Source organism: Streptomyces sp. NBC_00104, assembly GCF_045160825.1.
GTDB lineage: Bacteria > Actinomycetota > Actinomycetes > Streptomycetales > Streptomycetaceae > Streptomyces.
In genome coordinates, this window is record NZ_CP108215.1 from 3214968 (window position 1) to 3238315 (window position 23348).

20 protein-coding genes and 1 riboswitch are annotated in these 23348 nt (G+C 71.8%); of the genes, 12 read left to right on the forward strand and 8 right to left on the reverse strand.

The genetic code is table 11. The annotated features are described in order from the left end of the window. Positions 1–42: 42 nt before the first annotated feature. Positions 43–1266, reverse strand: coding sequence for an RNA-guided endonuclease InsQ/TnpB family protein (locus tag OG272_RS13945; RefSeq protein WP_405893483.1), 1224 nt, complete (start codon positions 1264–1266; stop codon positions 43–45). Positions 1267–1683: 417 nt separating this feature from the next. Between OG272_RS13945 and OG272_RS13950 the strand changes: the two genes are divergently transcribed. From OG272_RS13950 to OG272_RS13970, 5 genes are all read left to right on the forward strand, one after another. Next, entirely contained in the window at positions 1684–2661 is a 978-nt protein-coding gene (locus tag OG272_RS13950) for an N-acetylmuramoyl-L-alanine amidase (protein ID WP_405893485.1), read from the forward strand. A 175-nt stretch (positions 2662–2836) separates the two neighbouring features. Beyond that, a complete protein-coding gene (locus OG272_RS13955) occupies positions 2837–3346 on the forward strand; it encodes a hypothetical protein (protein WP_405893487.1) in 510 nt (169 codons plus the stop codon). A 454-nt stretch (positions 3347–3800) separates the two neighbouring features. Beyond that, a complete protein-coding gene (locus tag OG272_RS13960) occupies positions 3801–4643 on the forward strand; it encodes a hypothetical protein (protein ID WP_405893489.1) in 843 nt (280 codons plus the stop codon). A gap of 141 nt (positions 4644–4784) precedes the next feature. Beyond that, positions 4785–5795 carry an LLM class F420-dependent oxidoreductase gene (locus OG272_RS13965; RefSeq protein WP_327729988.1) on the forward strand — a complete coding sequence of 337 codons (1011 nt, stop codon included), beginning with the start codon at positions 4785–4787 and terminating at the stop codon, positions 5793–5795. A 66-nt stretch (positions 5796–5861) separates the two neighbouring features. Next, positions 5862–6149, forward strand: coding sequence for a hypothetical protein (locus tag OG272_RS13970; RefSeq protein ID WP_326583192.1), 288 nt, complete (start codon positions 5862–5864; stop codon positions 6147–6149). A 216-nt stretch (positions 6150–6365) separates the two neighbouring features. On the opposite strand, the gene OG272_RS13975 is transcribed toward OG272_RS13970, so the two are convergent. The 3 genes from OG272_RS13975 to OG272_RS13985 are packed head-to-tail and all read right to left on the reverse strand — an operon-like array spanning position 6366 to position 9648. Beyond that, entirely contained in the window at positions 6366–7445 is a 1080-nt protein-coding gene (locus tag OG272_RS13975; protein WP_327729987.1) for a prenyltransferase, read from the reverse strand. Next, a complete protein-coding gene (locus tag OG272_RS13980) occupies positions 7442–8206 on the reverse strand; it encodes a class I SAM-dependent methyltransferase (protein ID WP_326583190.1) in 765 nt (254 codons plus the stop codon). The genes OG272_RS13975 and OG272_RS13980 overlap by 4 nt, the downstream gene beginning before the upstream one ends. After that, positions 8200–9648 (reverse strand): glycosyltransferase family 4 protein, encoded by a 1449-nt coding sequence (locus tag OG272_RS13985; RefSeq protein ID WP_328222890.1) that lies wholly within the window; start codon positions 9646–9648, stop codon positions 8200–8202. Before OG272_RS13985 ends, OG272_RS13980 begins: the two co-directional genes overlap by 7 nt. A 217-nt stretch (positions 9649–9865) precedes the next feature. Between OG272_RS13985 and OG272_RS13990 the strand changes: the two genes are divergently transcribed. Beyond that, a complete protein-coding gene (locus OG272_RS13990) occupies positions 9866–10501 on the forward strand; it encodes a TetR family transcriptional regulator (protein ID WP_327729985.1) in 636 nt (211 codons plus the stop codon). A gap of 345 nt (positions 10502–10846) precedes the next feature. Here OG272_RS13990 and OG272_RS13995 read toward each other — a convergent pair whose 3' ends face one another. The 3 genes from OG272_RS13995 to OG272_RS14005 all read right to left on the reverse strand — a co-directional run bounded on the left by OG272_RS13995 (position 10847) and on the right by OG272_RS14005 (position 13569). Continuing rightward, on the reverse strand, positions 10847–11713 hold the full coding sequence (locus OG272_RS13995; RefSeq protein WP_327729984.1) for a tetratricopeptide repeat protein: 867 nt from the start codon (positions 11711–11713) through the stop codon (positions 10847–10849). Positions 11714–11782: 69 nt separating this feature from the next. Then, the gene (locus OG272_RS14000) at positions 11783–12016 is read right to left on the reverse strand and encodes a ferredoxin (protein ID WP_326583186.1); all 234 of its coding nucleotides are present in this window, start codon (positions 12014–12016) and stop codon (positions 11783–11785) included. A gap of 2 nt (positions 12017–12018) precedes the next feature. After that, positions 12019–13569, reverse strand: coding sequence for an aldehyde dehydrogenase (locus OG272_RS14005; RefSeq protein WP_405893494.1), 1551 nt, complete (start codon positions 13567–13569; stop codon positions 12019–12021). Between the two features lie 203 nt (positions 13570–13772). On the opposite strand from OG272_RS14005, the gene OG272_RS14010 reads away from it, so the two are divergent. Continuing rightward, on the forward strand, positions 13773–14801 hold the full coding sequence (locus OG272_RS14010) for an MBL fold metallo-hydrolase (RefSeq protein WP_328222894.1): 1029 nt from the start codon (positions 13773–13775) through the stop codon (positions 14799–14801). Positions 14802–14967: 166 nt separating this feature from the next. On the opposite strand, the gene OG272_RS14015 is transcribed toward OG272_RS14010, so the two are convergent. Next, positions 14968–16122, reverse strand: coding sequence for a phosphotransferase family protein (locus tag OG272_RS14015; protein ID WP_405893497.1), 1155 nt, complete (start codon positions 16120–16122; stop codon positions 14968–14970). Between the two features lie 48 nt (positions 16123–16170). Continuing rightward, a riboswitch (cobalamin riboswitch) is annotated at positions 16171–16305 on the forward strand. Between the two features lie 116 nt (positions 16306–16421). On the opposite strand from OG272_RS14015, the gene OG272_RS14020 reads away from it, so the two are divergent. The 5 genes from OG272_RS14020 to OG272_RS14040 all read left to right on the forward strand — a co-directional run bounded on the left by OG272_RS14020 (position 16422) and on the right by OG272_RS14040 (position 23051). Further along, a complete protein-coding gene (locus tag OG272_RS14020) occupies positions 16422–17861 on the forward strand; it encodes a prenyltransferase/squalene oxidase repeat-containing protein (protein ID WP_405893499.1) in 1440 nt (479 codons plus the stop codon). A 119-nt stretch (positions 17862–17980) separates the two neighbouring features. Next, complete coding sequence (locus OG272_RS14025) at positions 17981–18868, forward strand: SCO2322 family protein (protein ID WP_405893501.1); 888 nt, start codon at positions 17981–17983, stop codon at positions 18866–18868. A 372-nt stretch (positions 18869–19240) separates the two neighbouring features. After that, on the forward strand, positions 19241–20416 hold the full coding sequence (locus tag OG272_RS14030; RefSeq protein ID WP_405893503.1) for an energy-coupling factor transporter transmembrane component T: 1176 nt from the start codon (positions 19241–19243) through the stop codon (positions 20414–20416). Further along, on the forward strand, positions 20413–22245 hold the full coding sequence (locus OG272_RS14035; protein ID WP_327729977.1) for an ATP-binding cassette domain-containing protein: 1833 nt from the start codon (positions 20413–20415) through the stop codon (positions 22243–22245). The genes OG272_RS14030 and OG272_RS14035 overlap by 4 nt, the downstream gene beginning before the upstream one ends. Then, positions 22242–23051, forward strand: coding sequence for an ECF transporter S component (locus OG272_RS14040; protein ID WP_326583179.1), 810 nt, complete (start codon positions 22242–22244; stop codon positions 23049–23051). The genes OG272_RS14035 and OG272_RS14040 overlap by 4 nt, the downstream gene beginning before the upstream one ends. The last annotated feature ends 297 nt before the right edge of the window (positions 23052–23348 follow it).

The following is a 23348-nucleotide window of genomic DNA, read 5'->3' on the forward strand; positions in this document are numbered from 1 at the left end:
GAAGGGCGAGGATTCTGGCCTTCTCGACTGGTTGCTGTGCCGCTACGCGGCACGGTTTCCGGTCGGGATTCCGTGGCTTCCTGTTTCTTCGCGCCGTGCCGGGATTGCTCCCGGTCCTACCGGCGCTCCGCAGGCCGTCACCGCCAGTCCGGCGGCCGTCTTCACGTTGATCGCGGCGTTGATGTCCCGGTCGTGGACCGCGCCGCAGGCGACACACGTCCATTCCCGCACGTTCAGGGGTTTGGGTCCGTCCACGGCGCCGCAGGCAGAGCAGGTCTGGGAGGTCGGCGTGAACCGGCCGATCGCGACCAGGGTGCGGCCATACCGTTCCGCCTTGTACTTCAGCATGCCGATGAACGCCGACCAGCCGGCGTCGTGCACGGATTTGGCCAGCCTGGTGCGTGCCAGTCCCGCCACCGACAGGTCCTCCACGGCGATCCCTTGGTTCTCGGAGATCAGCTTCGTGGAGAGCTGGTGGTGGAACTCACGGCGGGCGTCGGTGACCTCGGCATGTGCGCGGGCGACCTTGAGGCGGGCCTTGGCCCGGTTCTTCGATCCCTTCTGTTTGCGGGACAGCTCGCGCTGGGCCTTCTTCAGCTTCTTCTCCGCCCGGCGCAGAAACCTGGGGGAGTCGATCTTCGTGCCGTCGGACAGGACCGCGAAGTGGGTGAGGCCGAGATCGATGCCGATGTTCCGGTCGGACTCGGGCATCCGGGCGGCGTCGGCGGCGGGGTCGGTGTCGAGGACGAAGGACGCGAAATACCGGCCGGCCGCGTCCATCACGACGGTGACGGAGGTGGGCGTGGCGGGCAGGGTGCGGGACCACTTCACCTTCACCGCGCCGATCTTCGGCAGGTTCAGCCGTCCGCTGCCGGTGATGTGCCAGCGGGCGTTGGCCGTGAACCGGATCGACTGCCGGGCGTCCTTACGGGACTTGAAACGGGGCGAGCCGACCTTCCGTCCCTTACGGGCGCCCTTGAGGGAGGCGAAGAAGTTGCGGTACGCGCTCTCGGCGTCCCGCAGGGACTGCTGCAGGACGACGGCGGAGACCTCGCCCAGCCAGGACCGCTCCGGCGTCCGCTTCGCTTCGGTGACCAGCCGCCTCGACAGCTCTCCGGCCGTCGGGAACGGCTGCCCGGCCCGGCGGGCGTCCTCCCGGGCACGCACCGCGTCGTTGAACACCACCCGGGCGCACCCGAACGCCCTGGCCAGCGCGGTGCGCTGACCGGCATCCGGGTAGAGCCTGAACGCGTACCGGAGCTGCATGACGATCACACTAGGCAGATCGCACACACGTCACCAGAGAGAACAGGCGAACGAATCATCACCCTGGCTCTTCCGCCTCCCCTGCCCACCGCAGCGTCCGGCTCCGCCGGAACAATGCCGCCACGCTCCGCGTCGCCGTTATCAGATTCGCTTCACCCCCGGCCTGAAGCCGGAGCACTGCGAATGAATCCCGGTAGCGCACGAGCAGGTGGACGGCAGCCCTCACGACGACGATCACTCTGTCCCGCCGACGACCGGCCGGTCCAGCCCGGGACGGGACACCGACGGCTACGCGGCCCGGGTCCTGCCCGAGTGCCTCGTCGGCCGCCACGCGGAGCCGGGTGCGGACTGCCGGCACCGCCACGCGGAGCCGGGTGCGGACTGTCGGCACGGGGCCCGACCCGTAAGGTGGCAGGCGTGTCGTACGTAGGCCCGGACTTCGATCCGCCCCAGCCCCGCCGGTCGCCCCTTCGCCGTCCGCTGACCGTGGCGGTGGCCTCGGTCGTGGTGGGGGCGGTGGCCGGGTGGGGCGTCTGGCAGACCGTCGGGGGCTCCGGGGGCGGGGACGGCGGGTCGGACGGCGCGGCGGCGGTCCCGCGGACCCGGGCGGCGACCACTCCCCCGGCGACCGGAGAGCCGACCGCCTCCGACGCGGGCAAGGACGGCGACGACGGCAGGAAGGCGAGCCCCTCCGGTTCCTCCTCCGCGCCCGCCGCCACCGGCCCCCTCAAGGGCAAGGTCGTCGTCATCGACCCCGGTCACAACCCCGGCAACTTCCAGCACACCACCGAGATCAACCGCAAGGTGGACATCGGGACGAACGCCAAGGAGTGCGACACGACGGGGACGACCACCAACGACGGTTACATGGAAGCCGAGTTCACGCTGGACGTCTCCCGGCGGCTGCGGACACTCCTCGAACAGGAGGGCGCCACGGTGAAGTTCACCCAGGACGGCGACCGGTCCTGGGGTCCGTGCATCGACGAGCGGGCGCGGATCGGCAACGAGGCGAAGGCGGACGCGGTGGTGTCGATCCACGCGGACGGCTCCGGCGCGGGCAACCGCGGCTTCCATGTGATCCTGCCGGGCTCGGTGAACGAGGGCGCCGCCGACACCCGGCCCATCGTCGCCCCCTCCCGTGACCTCGGCGAGCGCGTCGCCGGCTACTTCGTCCGCGCCACCGGCAGCGCCCCCTCCAACTACGTCGGCGACGGCACCGGCCTCGTCACCCGCACCGACCTCGGCGGCCTCAACCTCTCCACCGTTCCCAAGGTGTTCATCGAGTGCGGCAACATGCGCGACAGCAAGGACGCGGCCCGGCTCACCAGCGGAGCCTGGCGACAGAAAGCGGCCCGGGGAATCTCTGACGGAATCGCAAGTTTCCTGGAGAAGTAGGCTCTTTTCGGAAACCAAACAAGGCCATGGGCATGAACATGCTCAGATCCGCCTCAAGTCGCTTGCGGTCACATGCACCCCTCCAGTTGACTCCTATTGAACGAAGGTGATCGATCTCGTTCAATAGGAAACGGGGAATGTGATGAAGCGTCGCACAGTGCAGTACGGGGCAGCAGTGACAGCCCTCGCCGCATGCATGACAGGGATCGGTGGCGTAGCCCACGCCGAGCCGGTAGCACAGCCCACCGCCAACAGCCAAGCGGCCACCGGAGATAAGTGGGAAGACCGCGCCAACAGGGCGGTCAATGTCCGATCCGCAGGCAAGAAGTGCGGCAAGAAAGTGATCGCGGAGGCGTCTGGGCGCGGGCGCATGACGCTGCGAATAGACGAGACCAAGTCCATCGCCACGACCCGGTCCAAGGACATCAGCCTCACCGTCCAGGGTATCTCCGGCGCTGTTGGATGGGATGTCACGAAGTCTCGCAGCATCACGGTGAGCGGATCCAGAGAGGTTTCGCGCGGTAAGTACGGTGTCCTCGCGGCGTACACGCGGTACTCCGGGAAGAAGTTCGACGTGAAGAGCCCCGATCTCAGAAAATTCGGCGGTCCGCCCAGCAAGATCATCCAGCGGAACAAGGTGGCATGGAAGCCGATCGGCGTCTGCTTCAAGTACAAGGAGAAGTAAGCCGAGCGGTCTCGACCCGGAGGCATTGAGGGCCGACCATCCCGATGCACCCGGACTGGCCCGCCACGCGTAGTGGCGGGCCAGTCGTCCTTGCCGTCCGTACAGCGTCAGCCCGTTACACATCGGGCCCCAGACGGTCTCAATCTGCCAACAGTTCCCTCCGTGTTCATCAGATGCGTGTGGATGCGCGATATCCATGACGCGGCACCGTTGACCAGCGGTGCCTGGCGGCAGAGAGCGACGTAGGGGAACTCTGAGGGAATCGTGAGTTTCCAGCGTGGGTAGCGGGCGGGTCGTGATCATCGAGGTGATCCCGGCGGACACCCACGCCGGTCGGACGATAAGGTCGTCCCTACGATGAGGGGCCACCCCCGCGCTTCCCACCACGGCCTGACGGCGACTTGGTGACGGCGACGCCTCCACCGATGACGAGACGACTGACGAAGGACCTGAAGTGAATATCCGCTCCCTCACCAGAGGCGACGGCGTCGTGATCGGAGCAGCGGTATTGCTGTTCATCGCGTCGTTCCTCGACAACTACTCCGTTGACGGGGTTCCCGACAGCTTCGACTTCCCGAACCTCTGGGAGAGCGGCCCGGTGCTGCTCAGCGTCGTCCTGGCGGGGCTGATCGGCGCCGCGTCCATCGTCATCGCCAGGGGGCTGCCGCAGCCGCCCAAGATCGTCGGTATCGAACTCGGCCACTTCGGCATCGCCTTCGCGGTGTTCGCCGCGTGGAGCGCGCTGGGCAACATCTTCGACCCGACCGGCGGCGGTGACAACTTCGGCGGCGACGCCAGCGGCACCAGCACCGACGCGGGCATGGGTCTCATCCTCGCCCTCATCGCCACGCTGGTCATGGCCGCCGCGGCCGTCGCCACCCCGCTCGTCCCCGCCCTCAAGGCCGCCCTCGTCGGGGCCCCGCGGCCGGCCGCGCCGCAGCCCTACGGTGGTCAGCCGTCCGGTGGTTACGGCTACCCGGGTGCCGGTGCGCAGGCGCCGTTCGGTGCGGGTCAGCCGCAGCCCGGTCAGCCGGGGCCGGGGGCTCCGTTCGGTGGCGCTCCGCAGCAGCAGGCGGCGGCGCCGCAGCCGCCGGCCGGTGACTTCTCGCCGTTCTGGTTCGCGGTGCCGGTGGCCCGGCCGCTGTTCGCCGAGGACGGTTCGCAGTCGACGATCGCCGAACTGGCGCCGGGCACCTGGTACCTGGCGGTCGAGCAGCGCGGCCCCAGCCTGGTGGCCCAGACGCAGGACGGCCGTCGCGGCGTCCTGCAGGACACCAGCGGCATCCAGCGCGGCTGATCACCTCGCCGTACGAGCCCGTACAAGCCGCACGAGCCCGTACAAGCCCTACGAACGGCCCCTCGCTCTTCCGAGCGGGGGGCCGTTGTCGTACAGTCGCCTCCCGCCCGAACAGCTGACGTACCGTCAGGAGGCAGGCGTATGCGGCTCGGTCTGGCACTCGGTTACTGGGGGCGCGGCCCCTCGGCGGACCACGTCCCGCTCGCGCGGGAGGCGGAGCGGCTCGGCTACGACTCGGTGTGGACCGCCGAGTCGTGGGGCTCGGACGCCTTCACCCCGCTCACCTGGATCGCGGCGCACACCTCAAGGATCAAGCTGGGTACGGCGGTTGCGCAGATGGCCGCCCGGTCGCCCACCACCACCGCGATGCACGCCCTGACCCTGGACCATCTCTCCGGCGGGCGCGCCCTCCTCGGTCTCGGGCTGTCCGGGCCGCAGGTCGTCGAGGGCTGGTACGGGCGCCCGTTCCCGAGGTCCCCGCTGACCGCGACCAGGGAGTACGTCGACGTAGTACGCCAAGTCCTCAGGCGGGAGGCCCCTGTTGAGCTGGACGGGCGCTTCCACCCCCTCCCGTACGACGGTCCGGACGGCACCGGCGTCGGCAAGGCGCTGAAGTCGATCACCCACCCCCTCCGCGCCGGTCTGCCCGTCCTGCTCGGGGCCGAAGGGCCGAAGAACATCGCGCAGACGACCCGGATCGCGGACGGCTGGCTGCCGTTGTACTGGTCGCCGACCCGGGCCGATGTCTACGAGGCCTCGTTGACCGACGTCCCGGACGGCTTCCTCATCGCGCCCATGGCCCGGGCGAAGGTCTGCGACGACGTCGCCGAGGGGCTGTTGCCCGTGAAGGCCATGCTCGGCTTCTACATCGGCGGGATGGGACACGCCAAGCGCAACTTCCACGCCGACCTCATGGCCCGCATGGGGTACGAGGAGGAGGCCCGGCACATCCAGCGGCTCTTCCTCGACGGGCGGCGCGAGGAGGCCGTGCTCGCCGTGCCGGACGCTTTCGCGGACGAGATCTCACTCGTCGGGCCGCGCGAACGGATCGCGGAGCGGCTGGAGTTGTGGCGGAAGGGGCCGGTGACGGATCTGCTGGTCCTCGCTCCGGACCCGCACACGCTGCGCGTGCTGGCCGAGCTCAACTCCTGAGGCTCCTCGCTCAACTCCTGAGGACCCTTGAGGTTTCATCGAAGCCGGGCGGGCAACCCGTACGGCATGTCTCGATATAGCGGCTCCAATCAGGCGGGCCGGGTCATAGCGATCGTCGCCGACATCATGGCGTTCATCCTCGGCCTGTGGATCCTGATGTACCTGCTGGACGCGAACGGCACGAACGACTTCGTGCAGTTCGTCCATGACGCGGCCCGCTGGCTCGCCGGCTGGTCACACGACCTGTTCACCTTCGACGAGCAGTGGGCCAGGGTTGTGGCCGGGTATGGCCTGGCGGCCGTCGTGTACCTGTTCGTGGGGCATGCGATCGCCAACCGGATGCACCGCCACTGAGTGCTCCGCACGGCGCGGGAGAGCGCGGGAGAGCTCGGGAGGTCGGGGTTGTGGGGCGGGTGCGGGTCGGTTGTGGTTGCTCGCGCGGTTCCCCGCGCCCCTGAAAAGCGCGGGGCGAGCCCGGGTGCTTCAGGGGCGCGGGGAACCGCGCGGCCGGCCCCCACTCACCCGCGCGTGCCCCTCAACAGCACGTCCCCTTCCACAGCACTCGGAGTTTCAACAGCACTCGGAGTCATCGAAGTCGTCCAGCCCGCGCGGCAGGCGCTCCCCGCCGAAGACCGCGCATGTCGCCTCGTCGCCGCCCAGCGCGGCGACGGCCAGCAACAGGGATCCCGCGGTCCAGGAGGTGAGTTCCTCGGGCCAGACGGCCTGGTCCTCGAAGACGTACCCCGTCCAGTACAGGCCGGAGTCCGCGTCGCGGAGGTGCTGGATCGACTGGAGGATCTCCAGGGCGCGGTCGGACTCGCCCATCGCCCAGAGGGCCAGGGCCAGTTCGGCCGACTCGCCGCCCGTCACCCACGGGTTGGGGATCACGCAGCGGACACCGAAGCCGGGCACGACGAACCGGTCCCACCCTTCCTCGACACGGGACTTGGCCTCGGTGCCGGTGAGCGCGCCGCCGAGCACCGGGTAGTACCAGTCCATCGAGTAGCGGTCCTTGTCGAGGAACCGCTCGGGGTGCCGGCGTATCGCGTGCCGCAGCGCGCCGACCGCCAACTCCCAGTCCGGCTGCGGCTCTTCGCGCTGATCGGCGATCGCGAGCGCACAGCGCAGCGCGTGATGGATCGACGAACTGCCCGTGAGCAGGGCGTCGTTCACCGGCGTGCCGTCGTCCTCGCGCTTCCAGCCGATCTGGCCGCCCGGCTGCTGGAGCCGCAGGACGCACTCGATCGCCGCGTGGACGGCGGGCCACATGCGGTCGAGGAAGGTGTCGTCGCCGGTGGCGAGGTAGTGGTGCCAGACCCCGACGGCGATGTACGCGACGAAGTTGGTCTCGCGGCCCCGGTCGGTGACCTCGGCGGCGTCCCCGTCGGCGTACGCGGCGTACCAGGAGCCGTCCTCGTTCTGGTGCCGGCGCAGCCACTCGTAGGCGCGCTCGGCGGCCTCGTGCTCGCCGGCCGCGTCCAGGGCCATGGCGGCCTCGGTGTGGTCCCACGGGTCGAGGTGGTGCCCGCGGAACCACGGGATGGCACCGTCCGCCCGCTGCACCGCGAGGATGCCGCGCACGGTGGCGGCGGCCTGCTCGGCGGTGAGGACCCCGGGCAGGACCAGGTGTTCTGTCCGGGGCGTCGTCACTTGGTGTCCGCCCCGGCCTTGGTCCCGGCTTCCCCGGAGATCCGGGGAAGGTGCGGTTTGGTCGCGTAGGCCACGAAGCTCTTGCCGATCAGCGGGTTCAGCGCCTCCTCGGCGACCCGGGTGGCCAGCGGCTTCTTCATGATGTCCCAGACCAGCAGCTTGTGGTACGCCCGCACGGGCAGCGCCTTGTCGTTGTCGACGCCGAACGCGCACTTCAGCCACCAGTACGGCGAGTGCAGGGCGTGCGCGTGGTGGGTGCCGTACGGCTTGAGGCCCGCTTCGCGGATCTTGCCCAGCAGTTCGTCCGCCTTGTAGATGCGGATGTGGCCGCCCTCGACCTCGTGGTACGCGTCGGAGAGCGCCCAGCAGACCTTCTCGGGGCCGTAGCGCGGGACGGTGATGGCTATGCGGCCGCCGGGCTTCAACACCCGGACCATCTCGGCGAGTACGCCCTTGTCGTCGGGGATGTGCTCCATCACCTCGGAGATGATGACGACGTCGAAGGACTCGTCGGGGAAGGGCAGTGCGAGGGCGTCGCCCTCCATCGCGGTGGCGGTCGCGCCCTCCGGGGCCTCCCCGGCCTCCTTCATCGCCGCGAACCACTTGGCGACCTCGCGGATCTCCTCGCCGTTCTGGTCGAGGGCCACGACCTGGGCGCCGCGCCGGTAGCACTCGAAGGCGTGCCGGCCCGCTCCACAGCCGAGATCCAGGACCCGGTCCCCCGGGGCGAGCGGGAACCGGGAGAAGTCGACGGTCAGCACGTGGCCCTGCTTTCGCGGTTGGTTTCGCGGTTTGCTTCAACTGCTTCTTCGACGGCGTCGACAGCCTCGTGGGCCGCTTCGGCGTCATGGGCTGGAAGGGTCCGGTCGGCCGCCGGGCGCCCTTCGGCGCGGGCGATCGCCTCGCGGTAGTGGGCCACCGTGCCCTCGGCGGCCCGGGCCCAGGTGAACCGCTGGAGCACCCGCTCGCGTCCCGCGCGGCCGAGCCGCCGCCGGAGTGCGGGGTCACCGAGGAGCCGGCTGAGCCCGGCGGCCAGGGCGCCCGGGTCGCCCGGGGGCACCGCGAGGCAGGTCTCGCCGTCGGGTCCGGCGACCTCCGGTATGGCCCCGCCGGTCGTGGCGACCAGCGGCGTACCGGTGGCCATGGCCTCGGCGGCGGGCAGCGAGAACCCCTCGTACAGCGAGGGGACGCAGGCGACCTCGGCCGAGCGGACCAGGTCGACCAGTTCGGCGTCCGAGATGCCCTTGACGAAGTCGACGGCGCCTTCGAGGCCGTACCGCTCGACGGCCTGGGCGACCGGGCCCTCGGTGGGCCGCTTGCCGACGACGACCAGGTGGGCGGTGGGGTGCTCGGTGCGCACCTTGGCGAGCGCCTCGACGAGGAAGACGAGCCCCTTGAGCGGCACGTCGGCGCTGGAGGTGGTGACGATCCGGCCCGGCACCTGGGCCACGGCCGGATTCGGCGAGAAGAGGTCGGTGTCGGCGCCGATGTGCACGACGTGCATACGGTCGTCGCGTACGCCGAGGTGGTCGACGATCTCCTGGCGGGAGGTGCCGGAGACGGTGAGCACGGACGGCAGTCGCCGCGCGACCCGCTTCTGCATGCGGGTGAACGCGTACCAGCGGCGTACGGACATCCGTCGCTGCCAGCCCTCGGCCGCGTCCAGCTCCAACTGCCGGTCGACGGTGATGGGGTGGTGGATGGTGGTGACGAGGGGCGCGCCCACGTCCCCCAACAGCCCGTAGCCGAGGGTCTGGTTGTCGTGGACGACGTCGAACTCGCCGCGCCGGGCGCGCAGATGGCGGCGGGCGCGGAGGGAGAAGGTCAGGGGCTCGGGGAAGCCGCCGGTCCACATCGTCGCCACTTCGAGGGCGTCGACCCAGTCGCGGTACTCGTCCCGCTTGGGGGTGCGGAAGGGGTCGGGCTGCCGGTAGAGGTCGAGGCTGGGCAGTTCGGTGAGCGTGATCCCGCCCGGGCCGTCGGCCGGGACGGCGTCGTCGTCGAGCACCGGGTAGGGCTGGGAGCCGATCACCTCGACCCGATGGCCGAGCCGTGCCAGCTCGCGCGAGAGATGCCGTACGTAGACGCCCTGTCCCCCGCAGAACGGGTTCCCTTTATAGGTGAGGAGCGCGATGTCGAGCGGTCGCCCGCCGTCCGCAGCGAGGTCATGCCGAGACCCCGCCTGACTGGCCTCAGCGGTCACTCCTGGCCCCCTTCTCACTGCGATTTCCCGTGAGATTACGACGAGACGGTAATCTAGAACAAGTTTCAGAGTTGATCGTTCAAGAGGCTCTGAATCTACCGGCTGGTAGAACCGCTGTGAGGGGTGGATCAGGTGATTCACGCCACGGCAGGCGCCCTGGCATGCTATTTGATCGCATACCCTCACCGACCGTCACGACTGTCACGGAACGAGACCCATGCCTGCGGAAGTCAAGGTGGAAGCCAGCACCGCGCGGGCGGACTCACCGCCCCTCACGGAGCGGCAGGAGGCCCGTCGGCGCCGCATCCTGCACGCGAGCGCCCAGCTGGCCAGCAGGGGCGGTTTCGACGCCGTACAGATGCGTGAGGTCGCCGAGTCCTCGCAGGTCGCCCTCGGCACGCTCTACCGCTACTTCCCCTCCAAGATCCACCTGCTGGTCGCCACCATGCAGGACCAGCTGGAGCACATGCACGGCACGCTCCGCAAGAAGCCCCCGACCGGGGAGACGGCCGCCGAGCGCGTGGCCGAGACCCTGATGCGCGCCTTCCGCGCCCTCCAGCGCGAGCCCCACCTCGCCGACGCCATGGTCCGCGCGCTCACCTTCGCCGACCGCAGTGTCAGCCCCGAGGTCGACCAGGTCTCCCACCAGACCACCGCGATCATCCTCGACGCCATGGGTCTGGAGAACCCGACCGCGGAGCAGCTGTCGGCGGTCCGCGTCATCGAGCACACCTGGCACTCGGCCCTGATCACCTGGCTCTCCGGCCGCGCCTCGATCGCCCAGGTGAAGATCGACATCGAGACGGTGTGCCGGCTGATCGACCTGACGGCTCCGGACCGGCAAGCGATCTGACGCACCCGGACCGGCAAGCGACCTGACGACCCCGGACCGACAGAAGAACGCGGGCCCCGATCGGGGCCCGCGCACACGAAAAGACCTACGAGACGGGTTCCCTGCGCCGGCATTACCCGGATCAGGTGCTGGGGTCGCCGTCCGGCCCTGTCCTGCTGCCTTCCGGCCTCTCAGCCCGACCGTCGACGTCGGCACCGGCGGATCTGCTACCTCGCGCCCATGTCGGCTACTCCGGTCGGCTCCCTCACTCGCCTCGTAGGCTGATTTCTACGATAGAACACTCATACGGGAACACAACCCCCTGAAGGGAATTTTTTTCGCGTATCGGACAGCCGGGGGGTGCCTCTAGCCCATGACCTCCAGGCCGCTCCAGCTCCGTCCGATCGCTTTCTCCCCCGCCCACCGGTCGAGCAGACCCCGGGCCTCGTCCTCCGGGGCCGCCAGACAGACGCGCTGGGCGCCCTCGTGGGCGGTGCGGGGCTCCTTGTGGAGGGTGCCCTCGCTGCAGCAGGCGCAGTGCGTCGTCAGGCCGCTCGCGGGCTCCGCGCCGAAGTCGTGATCGGCGAACAGGGCGATGAGGGCTTCCAGGTCGGCCGGTTCGCCGGCCGCGACCGTCACCTGGAGCGTGGGCAGCTCGGACGGTTCGAAGAGGAGCAGTTCGTCGAAGACGGGGTAGGTCGAGCCGTCGACGACGCGTTCGCCGTTGGGCTGGCCGTCGTGCAGGACGATCTCACCGTAGCGGCGGCCGCCGGTCACGGGGACGTTCACCACCCGGCCGCGCGTCGGGCACAGCCGCTCGATCCACACCACCTCGCGTTGGCCGTGGGTGTCGAGGCGCACGCAGGCGTGGCCGAAGCGGCCGTCGATCTCGCCCTCACCGGCCGGGAGTTCGAGGCCGAAGCCGGTCCAGGCGTCGCGGGCGACGGCCCAGTCGCGGCGGATCGTGGCCGCTATGCCGAGGTTCCAGTACGCGGGGTCGCCCTCGCCGCGCGGTGCGCGGGCGGCGGCCTGGACGCCGAGCTCGTACGCCTTGTCCCAGTTGCGCAGGAACTTGTGGCCGAGCGCGGCGTCATACCACCACTCCGCGCTCGGCTTCTCGTCCGGGAAGTGGGCGAGCACCTGTTCGTAGAGGTCGGCGGCGCGCTGCCACTCCTCGGCCTCCCAGGCCGCGTACGCCTGGTTGATCAGCTCCTTGGCCTCGGACTTCCGCACGTTCCCCGCCCTGCTCTCCCGATCGTCGTTCCGCCGATCGTTCCTACGCCGAGCGCAGAGCGTAAACCCCTACTCCTCCGGCGGGAACACCGGCTCCCCGCTGCCCAGCAGGGCGATCGCGATCGCCTCCACCGGGCAGCCCTCGGCCGCCTTCAGGATGCGTTCGTGGGCGTCGGTGTCGGGGGCGACGGGGTGGGACTGCATCGCGGAGTCGAGGCGGAAGGCGTCCGGTGCGAGGTGGGTGCACTGGGCGGAACCGATGCAGAGGGCGCGGTCGACCTCCACGTGCCAGCGGTCGCCCATGCCTACGCCTCCCCGGCCGCGGATCCGTCCGCCGTCCCCGCCGCCGTTCCCGCCGCCGTTCCCGCCGCCGTTCCCGTCCCTCCGGCCGCCGCGACGGGGGGCTCGTACCCGGCCGGGAGATGGATCATCTTGTGCTCCAGGTACTCGCCGTAGCCCTCGGGGCCGAACTCGCGCCCCAGGCCGGAGTTCTTGTAGCCGCCGAAGGGGCCGAACATGTCGAGGCTGAAGGTGTTGACGGAGTAGGTGCCGGTGCGGACCTGGCGGGCGATGTCGATGCCGTGCTCGTCGTCGGCGGTCCAGACGCTGCCGCTGAGACCGTAGTCGGAGTCGTTGGCGATGCGTACGGCCTCGGCCTCGTCGCCGTACGGGAGGAGGCAGATCACCGGGCCGAAGATCTCCTCGCGGGCGATGCGCATGGAGTTGTCGACGTCGCCGAAGAGGGTCGGTTCGACGTACCAGCCGCGCTCCAGACCGGCGGGACGGCCGCCGCCGGTGAGGATCTTGGCGCCCTCCTCCTGGCCGATGCGGATGTAGTCGAGGCTGCGGCGCTGCTGGCGCTGGGCGACCAGGGGGCCGAGTTCGGTGGCCGGGTCGAGGGGGTCGCCGACCTTCAGCGCGGAGGCGGCCGCCGCGAAGGCCTCGGCGAACTCGTCGTAGCGGGAGCGGGGGACGAGGATGCGGGTCTGGGCGACACAGGCCTGGCCGTTGATCATCCAGGCGAAGGGGGAGATGCCGTCGACGGCCGTCCGCGCGTCCGCGTCCGGCAGGATCACGGCCGCCGACTTGCCGCCCAGCTCCAGCGTGACGCGGGTCAGGTTGCGGGCGGCGACCTCCATGACCCGTTTGCCGGCCGCGACCGAGCCGGTGAAGGAGACCTTGTCGACGCCCGGGTGCCCGACCAGGTACTCGCTGACCTCGCGGTCGGCGGGAAGGATGGACAGTACCCCTTCGGGTAGGCCGGCCTCGGCGGCGATCTCCGCCAACAGGTAGGCGTCCAGGGGGGTTTCGGGTGACACCTTGAGGATCGCCGGGCAGCCGGAGAGGAGGGCGGGGGCGAGCTTCGCGGCGGCGGTGAACTGCGGGACGTTCCAGGGGACGACCGCCGCGACCACCCCGACCGGCTCGCGCCGGACGAGGATCTTGCCCAGCACACCGTCCCGCCGCTCCTCGTACGTGAAGCCGCGCGCGGTCGTGATCGCCGCGTCCCACACCATCATCGACGCGAGCGCCTGCACCATCACGCTGGAGGTGAACGGGGTGCCGTTCTCGGAGCTGATGATCCGGGCGAACTCCTCGTGGCGTACGGCGAAGGCGTCCTTGATCCGGGTGACGACCTCGATGCGTTCGTCGAGGGTCATGCGGGGCCAGGGCCCTTCGTCGAACGCCTTCCGCGCGGCGGCCACGGCCCGGTCGACGTCCGCCCGCGAGGCGTGCGGGACGCGGCCGATGACCTCCTCCGTGTGCGGCGAGACCACCTCGATGACGTCCGTGCCCAGGGGGTCGGTCAACTCCCCGCCGATGAACAACTGTCCGTGTTCCACGAGTTCGGTCATGGCCGACTGCCTCCCGGAGCCAGTTCTCTTCGCCGGCAAGTTCTCTGACGATCCATCAGATTGATTGGGACAGGGAACTGATACCAGTTCCGGTGAGAGGAGTCCACGGAACGCACACCGATCGTCCCGACCTCCCGGTGGAACTCGTTCTAGTTATAGTGGGCGGAGCGCGGCGATCGGGGCATCGACGACAAGGGGAACGCATGACACAGGTGCACGATCACGGCGGAGGCGTACGGTCCGTCGAGGTCCCCATCCCGGACAACCCGCTCGGCCACACGCTCGTGTACGTCGTCGACACCGACCGCGGACCGGTCCTCGTCGACACCGGCTGGGACGACCCGTCCTCGTGGGACACGCTCGCGGCGGGCCTGACGGCGTGCGGTACGTCGGTCGCGGAGATCCACGGGGTCGTGATCACGCACCACCACCCCGACCACCACGGTCTGTCGGGCGCGGTGCGGGAGGCGTCCGGGGCGTGGATCGCGATGCACGCGGCGGACACGGCGATCGTCCGGCGCACCCGTGGGACCGGCCCGGACCGCTGGTTCTCCTACATGACGGACAAACTCACGGCCGCGGGCGCCCCCGAGGAACACCTCGCCTCTCTCCGCACCCCTCGCCGCCCCCGCGCCCTGCCGGGTTTCTCCCCCGCGCTCCCCGACCGGGAGATCGTCCCCGGCGAACTCCTCGGCCTCCCCGGCCGCCGCGTCCGCGCGATCTGGACGCCGGGGCACACGCCCGGCCACGTCTGCCTCCACCTGGAGGAGGCGCATCCCTCCCGACTCCCGGGCCACGGACGCCTGTTCTCCGGGGACCACCTCCTCCCCGAGATCAGTCCGCACATCGGCCTCTACGAGGACCCGGACGACGACACGGTCACCGACCCTCTCGGCGACTACCTCGACTCCCTGGAACGCGTCGGCCGTCTCGCCCCCGCCGAGGTCCTCCCGGCCCACCAGTACGCGTTCACCGACGCCGCCGCCCGCGTACGGGAGTTGCTGGCCCACCACGAGTCCCGCCTCGCCGACCTGCTCGCCCTCCTCGCCTCGCCCCTCACCCCCTGGCAACTCGCCGAACGCATGGAGTGGAACCGCCCCTGGCCCGACATTCCCTTCACCTCCCGCAACATCGCGGTCTCCGAGGCGGAGGCGCATCTACGGCGGCTGGTGAAGCTGGGTCGGGCGGAGGCGGTGGAAGGGAGCAACCCCGTTACGTATGTGGCGGTGTGAGGGGGCGTTCATCGGGACTGGCGTCCTGGGGGTGGTGACGCTGTCGCGGGCGCGTGCGGTGCGCAGGCATCCGGCCGGCCGTGCCCTCAGGCCGTCGTCGCCTCAGGCTGTCGTCGCCTCAGGCCGTCGTGCCCTCAGGCCGTCGTGCCCTCAGGCCGTCGTGCCCTCAGGCCGTCGGCCCCGGATCCGTGAGGGAACGGATCAACTCCTCCGCGACTCCCATGAGTTCCACTTCGCGCATGGTCATCGTCGGGTTGGCCGCCCGGCGTCGCCTCGCCTCGACGAGGCCCTCTTCCGTCAGGGCGGAGGGGCCGTCGTGCTGGTGGGCGAGGAGGGAGACGAGGGTGGCGCGGGCCATCTCCGCGCGGAAGTCGGCGGAGTCGACGGCGACTTGGGCGAGGATCATCGCGGAGATGCCCCAGTCAAGGCCGGGCGGCCCCTCCTCGGCGGTGCTCCAGTCGATGACCTGGGGACCCTGGGGCGTGACGATGACGTTCTCGGGGTGCAGATCCAGGTGGAGGACGCGGGTGGCCGGGGCGCGGGGCGACGTGGAGGGGGTGTCGTCGTCGCGGGGCGACACGGAGGGGGTGTCGTCGTCGCGGAGTGCGGAGGGGGCGTCGTCGTCGCGGGGCGCCGAGGTGGCGTGGCCGTCGCGGGGCGCCGAGGGGGCGTGGCCGTCGCGGGGCGCCGAGGGGGCGTGGCCGTCGCGGGGCGGGAGGGCGTGGAGGGCGTGGAGGAGGCGGGCCAGGGTGGCGCCGGTCTGCGCCGGGTCCAGCAGGCCGGCGGCGACGGCCTCCAGCATGGTCGGGCCGGACAGCCGCTCCAGCACCATCTCCGTACGGGTCGCCGAGCGCACGCGCGGAACGGGGTAACCGTGGCTCCGCACGTACTCCATGACCTCGGCCTCGGCAGCCGCGTCACCCCAGTCGTCACGGTAACGCCGCAGCACCCAGGCCGCGGTGGGGCCGCCCGGCCGCCCGGGGCCGTCGACTCCGAGGCGGTTGCCAGGGCCTCCGGGACCGCCGGGGCCGTCGACTCCGGCACGGCTGCCCGGACCTCCGGGACCGCCGACTCCGGCACGGCTGCCCGGACCTCCGGGACCGCCGACTCCGGCACGGCTGCCAGGGCCGCCGGTGACGTCGCGTCGGCCGGGTTCGGTAGGGCTGTCGGTTGCGTCACGGGCGTCCCGTACGGCGAGGGCACCGGCGGTGCCCTCGCCGGTGACGGCGACGGGCGCTTCCGTCGCGGACTCGCCTTCGTCGGCGTGGAGTTCGTACACGTCGGCCGTGCGCCCCGACCCGAGCAGTCTCCCCGTACGCATGGCGCGAACCTATCCCGGCGCACAGACGGCCCTCAGGCTTTTGGCTACCGACAGGTAGAGTGACCGGGTCGTCATCACACCCGTACAGGGGGAAGCCGGTGCAAATCCGGCGCTGACCCGCAACCGTGAGCCGACCCCGGCAAGGGGGCGGCGAGTCGGACTGCCCTGTGCGGAACCGTGACCGGCTCGCATCACCGGCGGCCCGCCGGTGTACGGCACCGTCGAGGAATACGGAGCCGAGCCGCCCGGCGCTTCGCCGTGCCGCCCGGCTCCCCGTCAGGGAGAGGCAGCCGCCGATCATGAATGTCCGCCGCAGCGCAGCGGTAGTCGCCGTACTGGCCGTCACAACCGGGCTCGGTACGGGACTCGGTACGGGACTCGGTACCGGCTTCGCGCCGGTGGCCCTCGCCAATGACGCGACCTCCGCATCTCCTGACGCGACTTCCGCATCTTCTGAGGCGGCTTCCGATGTCTCCGCCGCTCCCTCCGCCTCGGCGTCGCAGGCGACCCCCACCGGTCTGTACGGCTCCACCGACCCCACGTACGACGGTGTCTGGCGGCAGTCCCTCGCCCTGCTCGCGCTGGACACCGTGGGGGAGAAGCCGGGTGCCGGGGCGGTGGAGTGGCTCGTCGGGCAGCAGTGCGCGAGCGGGGCGTTCGCGGCGTACCGGGCCGACGCCACCGCGCCGTGCGACGCCAAGACTGCCGTCGACACCAACAGCACGGCCGCCGCGGTGCAGGCGCTCGCCGCGGTCGGCGGGCGGGACGCCGAGGCCGGGCGGGCCGTGCGGTGGCTGAAGGAGAACCAGAACAAGGACGGCGGCTGGGGCTACACCGCCGGCGGGCCCAGCGACGCGAACTCGACGTCCGTCGTGATCGGCGCGCTGACCGCCGTGGGCGGCGCCCCCGAGAAGCAGGAGAGGAACGGCAACTCCCCCTACGACGCCCTCCGCGCCCTCGCCCTCCCCTGCGGGGATGGGAAGGACGGGGAGGACGGGGAGAAGAAGGGCCGGGGTGGCGCGGATGGCGCGGATGGCGCGGATGGCAAGGGTGAGGGGAAGGACGCCGGCGCCTTCGCCTACCAGCCCGACAAGAAGGGTGGTCTCGCCGCGAACGCCGATGCCACGGCTGCCGCCGTGCTCGGCAGCCTGGGTGAGGGCTTCGTGGCCGAGGGAGAGAGTGCGGCGGGGACTCGGGCGGCTTTCGCCGGGGAGTGCGTCGCGGGTGACTCCCCCGAGGATCTGGCCCACAACGGGGCCGTCCACCTGGCCGGTGTCCTCGCCGCCGACGGTTACCTGAAGTCCGCGCTCGCGGGGGCGGAGGATCAGCCCGACCACGGCAACACCGCCGACGCGGTCGTCGCGCTCGCCGCCGCCGGGGATGCGGACGCGACCGAGAAGCCGCTCGCCTGGCTGGAGAAGAACTACGGTGCCTGGGCTGCCAAGGCCGGGCCGGCCGCGTACGCCCAGCTCGTCTTCGCCGCGCATGCCTCCGGCGAGGATCCGCGCGACTTCGGCGGCGCCGACCTCGTGGCCCAGCTGAAGGACACCGGTCCGGCGCGTGACGTGGACGACTACTCCTCCGTGCCGCACGACGACGCGGCCGCCGGGGAGGAGGACGGCGACGGTCTCGGTGCGGGTGCGGGTGCGTGGTGGGCGATCGGGCTCGGGCTCGCCGCCGTCGTCGCCGTCGCTGTGGGGGTCGTCGGGGTCGTGCTGAGGAAGCGGCGGCAGGCGTGACCGGCCGCCGGAGGGCCGCCGCGCGGCGGTCGACTGCCGTGGCGACGGGCGCGATGTCGGTGGGCCCGACTTCGATGGGCCTGACTTCGATGGGCCCGACTTCGATGGGCCCGACTTCGATGGGCCCGACTTCGGTGGACGCGTGGCCGTTGAGCCCGTCGGCGCCGAGTGCGATGCCGGCGGGCGCGGTGCGGTCGGCGGCGCTTCCGCTCCCGTCCGCCGCGTTGCCGTGGAGCGCGCCGTCGACGGACGCGAGGTCGTCGGTCTCGGCGCTCGCGCCCCGGCCGCGCGGTGTGTTGCTCCTGCTCTGCGGCGTCCTGCTCGTGCTGGGGAGCGTGGGGCTGGCCCATGCAGCCGCCTACCGCTACTGGTCCTTCTGGGAGCGGGACGGTTCGGCCTGGGCGTTTGCCACGCAGGGGCCGTCGACCGCGCGGCCGTCCGACGGGGACGTGCAGGGGTTCCGGTTCGCCGTCAGCCGGGACTCCGCGGATGCGGCGCGACCGCGTGGAGCGGCCGACTTCGCCGCGATCTGCGGCGGTACGGCCGCGCGGGGCGGGGAGAAGCGGGTCGCGCTGGTCATCGACTTCGGTACGGCGGCGGACGCGCCGGCCGGTGAGACGCCTCCGGCGGCGCGTACGGCCTGTGCGCGGGTGCCGGACGACGCGACCACGGCCGAGGCGTTGGCCTCTGTCGCGAAGCCGCTCCGGTACGACACGAACGCGCTGCTCTGCGCCATCGTCGGCTATCCGGGGAAGGGGTGTGGTGAGGCGGTCGCCGTCGACGGCGGCACCGATACCGATACCGAGCCCACCGCCGACGCCCGTACCGACGCCCCGAGTTCGCCGCCCGCAGCCGCCTCCGACGAGGGAGCCAAGGGAGCCGAGGGAGCCGAGGGAGCCGAGGGAGCCGAGGGAGAGGGGCCGTCCGTCGGGCTGTTCGTGGGCGTGGGGGTGGTCGCCGCGCTGGGAGCCGCGGCGGTGTGGCAGGCGCGGCGGCGCCGGGGGTAGGGCGCAATGCGGTGGTTCACAGGGCGCCCGAGGGCGGCGTCGTCCGGGGGGCGGTTCCGCGACTCGGCGGTACGAGGTGCCGTCGCGCCCACCCGTGCCGCCCCGACGGCACGACTGCCCGCACGTACGACGGCGAGAGATACCGACCCGGCGGCCCATCGGCCCGCGCCTGGGACGGAACACGAAACCGGCCCGGCGGCACAGCCCCCCGCGGCTACGACCGTGGGCGGAACCTACCCGGCGACACGTCAGCCCCCACCTGGGACTGCGCGCGACACCGCCCCGGCACCGCGACAACCCACGACCGAGACGGCCCGCGACACCGCCCCGGCGCCGCGACAGTCAACGGTCCGGGCGACCCGGAACGCCGGTGTGCACCCGCTCGCCTGGTGGCTGTGGGCGCTCGGGCTCGCCACCGCCGCGTCGCGTACCACCAACCCCCTGCTCCTCGCCCTTCTCATCGCGGTCGCCGGGTATGTCGTGGCGACGCATCGCACCGACGCCCCCTGGGCCCGCTCCTACGCCGCGTTCGTGAAGCTCGGGTTGGCGGTTCTGGTCGTTCGGCTGGGCTTCGCGGTCGTGCTGGGGTCGCCCATCCCCGGGACGTACACCCTGTTCACGCTGCCCGAAGTGCCGCTGCCCGGCTGGGCGCAGGGGATCCGGCTGGGTGGCCGGGTCACGGCGGAGGGGCTTCTGTTCGCGCTGTACGACGGGCTGCGGCTGGCCGCCCTGCTGATCTGCGTCGGTGCCGCGAACGCCCTCGCGAACCCGGCGCGGCTGCTCAAGTCGCTGCCGGGCGCCCTCTACGAGGCGGGTGTCGCCGTGGTGGTGGCGATGACGTTCGCGCCGCACCTGGTGGCGGACGTCCAGCGGTTGCGGGCGGCCCGACGGCTGCGCGGGCGGCCGGACCGGGGCGTACGTGGGCTGCTGCACGTCGGACTGCCGGTGCTGGAGGGCGCGTTGGAGCGATCGGTCGCGCTCGCCGCCGCGATGGACTCGCGCGGCTACGGCCGTACGGCACAGGTCCCCGCCCGGGTCCGCCGGACGACCGCCGCGCTCACCCTCGGCGGGCTGCTCGGCGTCTGCGCGGGAACGTACGGCGTCCTGACCGCCGAGGGCGGCACCTACGGCCTCCCCGTACTGCTCACCGGGCTGGCCGCCGCGCTCACGGGCCTGCGGCTGGGCGGCCGTCGCTCACCGCGCACCCGCTACCGGCCCGACGTGTGGGGCGGGCGCGCGTGGCTGGTGGCCGGGTCCGGCGTGACCGTCGCCGTACTGCTGATCGTCCTCGCCTCGTACGACTCCGCCGCCCTCCACCCCACCGTCGTCCCCCTCACCCGGCCGGACCTCCCCCTCCGGCCCGCCGCCGCCATCCTGCTGGGCCTGCTCCCCGCGTTCGTCGTACCCGGCCCGCCGAGGCCCGCCGCCCCATCCGGCCCTCCGCCGAACACCGCCCCACCGACACCCGCCCCACCGACGCCCACTTCGGACTCCGCCCCCTCGGCGCCCACCCCGAACTCCGCCCCGCCGACGAAGGAAACCGCATGATCCGCTTCGAGGATGTCTCCGTGACGTACGACGGAGCGGCCGAACCCACCGTCCGGGGCGTCGACTTCGAGGTCCCGGAGGGCGAACTCGTGCTGCTCGTCGGCCCGTCGGGCGTCGGCAAGTCGACGGTGCTCGGGGCGGTGAGCGGGCTCGTGCCGCACTTCACCGGCGGCACCCTGCGCGGCCGGGTCACGGTGGCCGGGCGGGACACCCGTACGCACAAGCCACGTGAACTCGCCGACGTGGTCGGCACGGTGGGACAGGACCCGCTGTCCCACTTCGTGACGGACACCGTCGAGGACGAACTCGCCTACGGGATGGAGTCGTTGGGCATAGCACCGGATGTCATGCGGCGCCGGGTGGAGGAGACGCTCGACCTGCTGGGGCTCGCCGCGCTCCGCGACCGTCCCATCGCCACGCTCTCCGGCGGCCAGCAGCAGCGCGTCGCCATCGGGTCCGTCCTCACCCCGCACCCGCGCGTACTCGTCCTCGACGAGCCGACCTCCGCACTGGACCCGGCCGCCGCCGAGGAGGTCCTGGCCGTGCTCCAACGACTCGTCCACGACCTCGGCACGACCGTCCTCATGGCCGAACACCGCCTGGAACGCGTCGTCCAGTACGCCGACCAGGTCGCCCTCCTCCCGGCCCCCGGCGACCCACTGACCCTGGGCACCCCCGCCGAGATGATGGCGATCTCCCCGGTGTACCCCCCGGTGGTGGACCTGGGCCGCCTGGCGGGCTGGTCCCCCCTGCCCCTGACGGTCCGAGACGCCCGCCGCCGATCGGGACCCCTACGGGAAACCCTGGCCACGCACACTCCGGCCGCCACCCACGCCCTGAAGGGGCGCGGGGAACTGCGCGACCAGCCACGACCCACCCGCACCCCGCCCACAACCGAACCCCCCGAGCCCTCCCCGGCTCCGACACCCCCACTCCTCCGCCGCCTCTTCCGCAAACCAGCCACACCAACCACCCCTGACACTCCTCACACCCCTGACACCCCTGACACCCCCTCAACTCACGCCGCCCCGGCGGTGGTCGACGCCCTCCACGTCCACCGCGGCCAAGTCCACGCCCTCACCCACGTCACCCTCACCGTCACCCCCGGCGAGACGATCGCCCTCATGGGCCGCAACGGCGCCGGCAAGTCCACGCTCCTCTCCGCCCTCGTCGGCCTGGTGGCACCGGCGGCCGGTTCGGTGCGCGTGGGCGGGCTGACGCCCCACCGCACGGCGCCCAGGGACCTCGTACGCCGCGTGGGACTCGTACCGCAGGAACCCCGCGACCTCCTGTACACGGACACCGTCGCGGCGGAGTGCGCGGCGGCCGACCGGGACGCGGGGGCCGAGCCGGGCACCTGCCGGGCGCTCGTCTCCGAGTTGTTGCCCGGGATCGGGGACGACACGCACCCTCGCGACCTGTCGGAGGGGCAGCGGCTGGCCCTCGCGCTCGCGGTCGTCCTCACGGCCCGCCCGCCGCTGCTCCTCCTCGACGAGCCGACCCGGGGTCTCGACTACGCGGCCAAGTCCCGCCTGGTCACGACCCTGCGCGCCCTCGCAGACGAGGGCCACGCCATCATCCTGGCCACCCACGACGTGGAACTGGCCGCCGAGCTGGCCCACCGCGTGGTGATCCTCGCCGACGGCGAGGTCGTCGCGGACGGCCCCACCCCCGAGGTCGTCGTCGGCTCCCCGTCCTTCGCCCCCCAGGTGACGAAGATCCTCGCGCCGCAGCCGTGGCTGACCACGGCCCAGGTACGACGTGCTCTGCGTGCGGCGGGACGGGCACGGCCGCGGCAGGGCGCACCCACCCCGGGGGAGCAGCCATGAGCCGCCCCGTCCCCCTCTCCCCCCGCACCATCGCCGCCCTCCTCCTCGTCAGTCTCATCGGGGCCGCGGCCTTCGGCTGGCCCTTCTTCGCGGACCCCGGGTCGCAGGTGACCGCGCACGCGAAGGACGCCCCCTGGTTGTTCGCGGGACTGCTCGTGCTGCTGGTCGGGGTCGTCGGCGCGACACTTTCCGAGGCCGGGCTGGGGGCGAAGGCGGTGGCGATGCTCGGGGTGCTCGCGGCGACCGGCGCGGCGCTGCGCCCCATCGGGGCCGGGACCGCCGGAATCGAGCCGATGTTCTTCCTGATGGTGCTGAGCGGCCGTGTCCTCGGTCCCGGCTTCGGCTTCACGCTCGGCGCGGTGACGATGTTCTCGTCGGCGCTGCTCACGGGTGGGGTGGGCCCGTGGATGCCGTTCCAGATGCTGTCGATGGGCTGGTTCGCGATGGGCGCCGGACTGCTGCCGGGCGCACACCGTCTGCGCGGCCGTGCCGAACTCGCCCTGCTTGCCGTCTACGGCTTCATCGCCGCCTTCGCGTACGGCACGGTCATGAACCTCTACGGCTGGCCCTTCATCGACACGCTCGCGTCGAACATCGCCTTCGACGGGGCGGCCGGCCCGGCCACGAACCTCGCGCGTTTCGTCGCGTACTGCCTGGCCACGTCCCTCGGCTGGGACCTCGGCCGCGCGGTCGTCACCGTCGTCCTGACCCTCACCCTCGGCACCCCGGTGCTGAAGGCACTGCGCCGGGCCACCCGCAGGGCCGCGTTCGAGAGCGCGGTCACCTTCACCCCGCCCGTCCGATGACGGACAGGTGACGCCCCGTCCACCGTCCGTCGCACGAGCCGTGAACCACCCCACAGGACGCACGTCACATACGAAGCGGGCTCGTAGATCGAAGTACGTGACATGCACACGGTGTTATGTGGGCTGACCTGCGGCGTGAGAGCCACGTCACAGGAGGGGCCCCTGGCGCGCATACGACTTCCACTAGCAAAAGGGGTCATTGCGGACGGCCGCTCCGGCTGTTTCTCTGGATGAGTCGCAACGGCGCCGACGTGCCCACCCGGGCCTCGGCGCCGACGCACGCCCCCCACCACACCT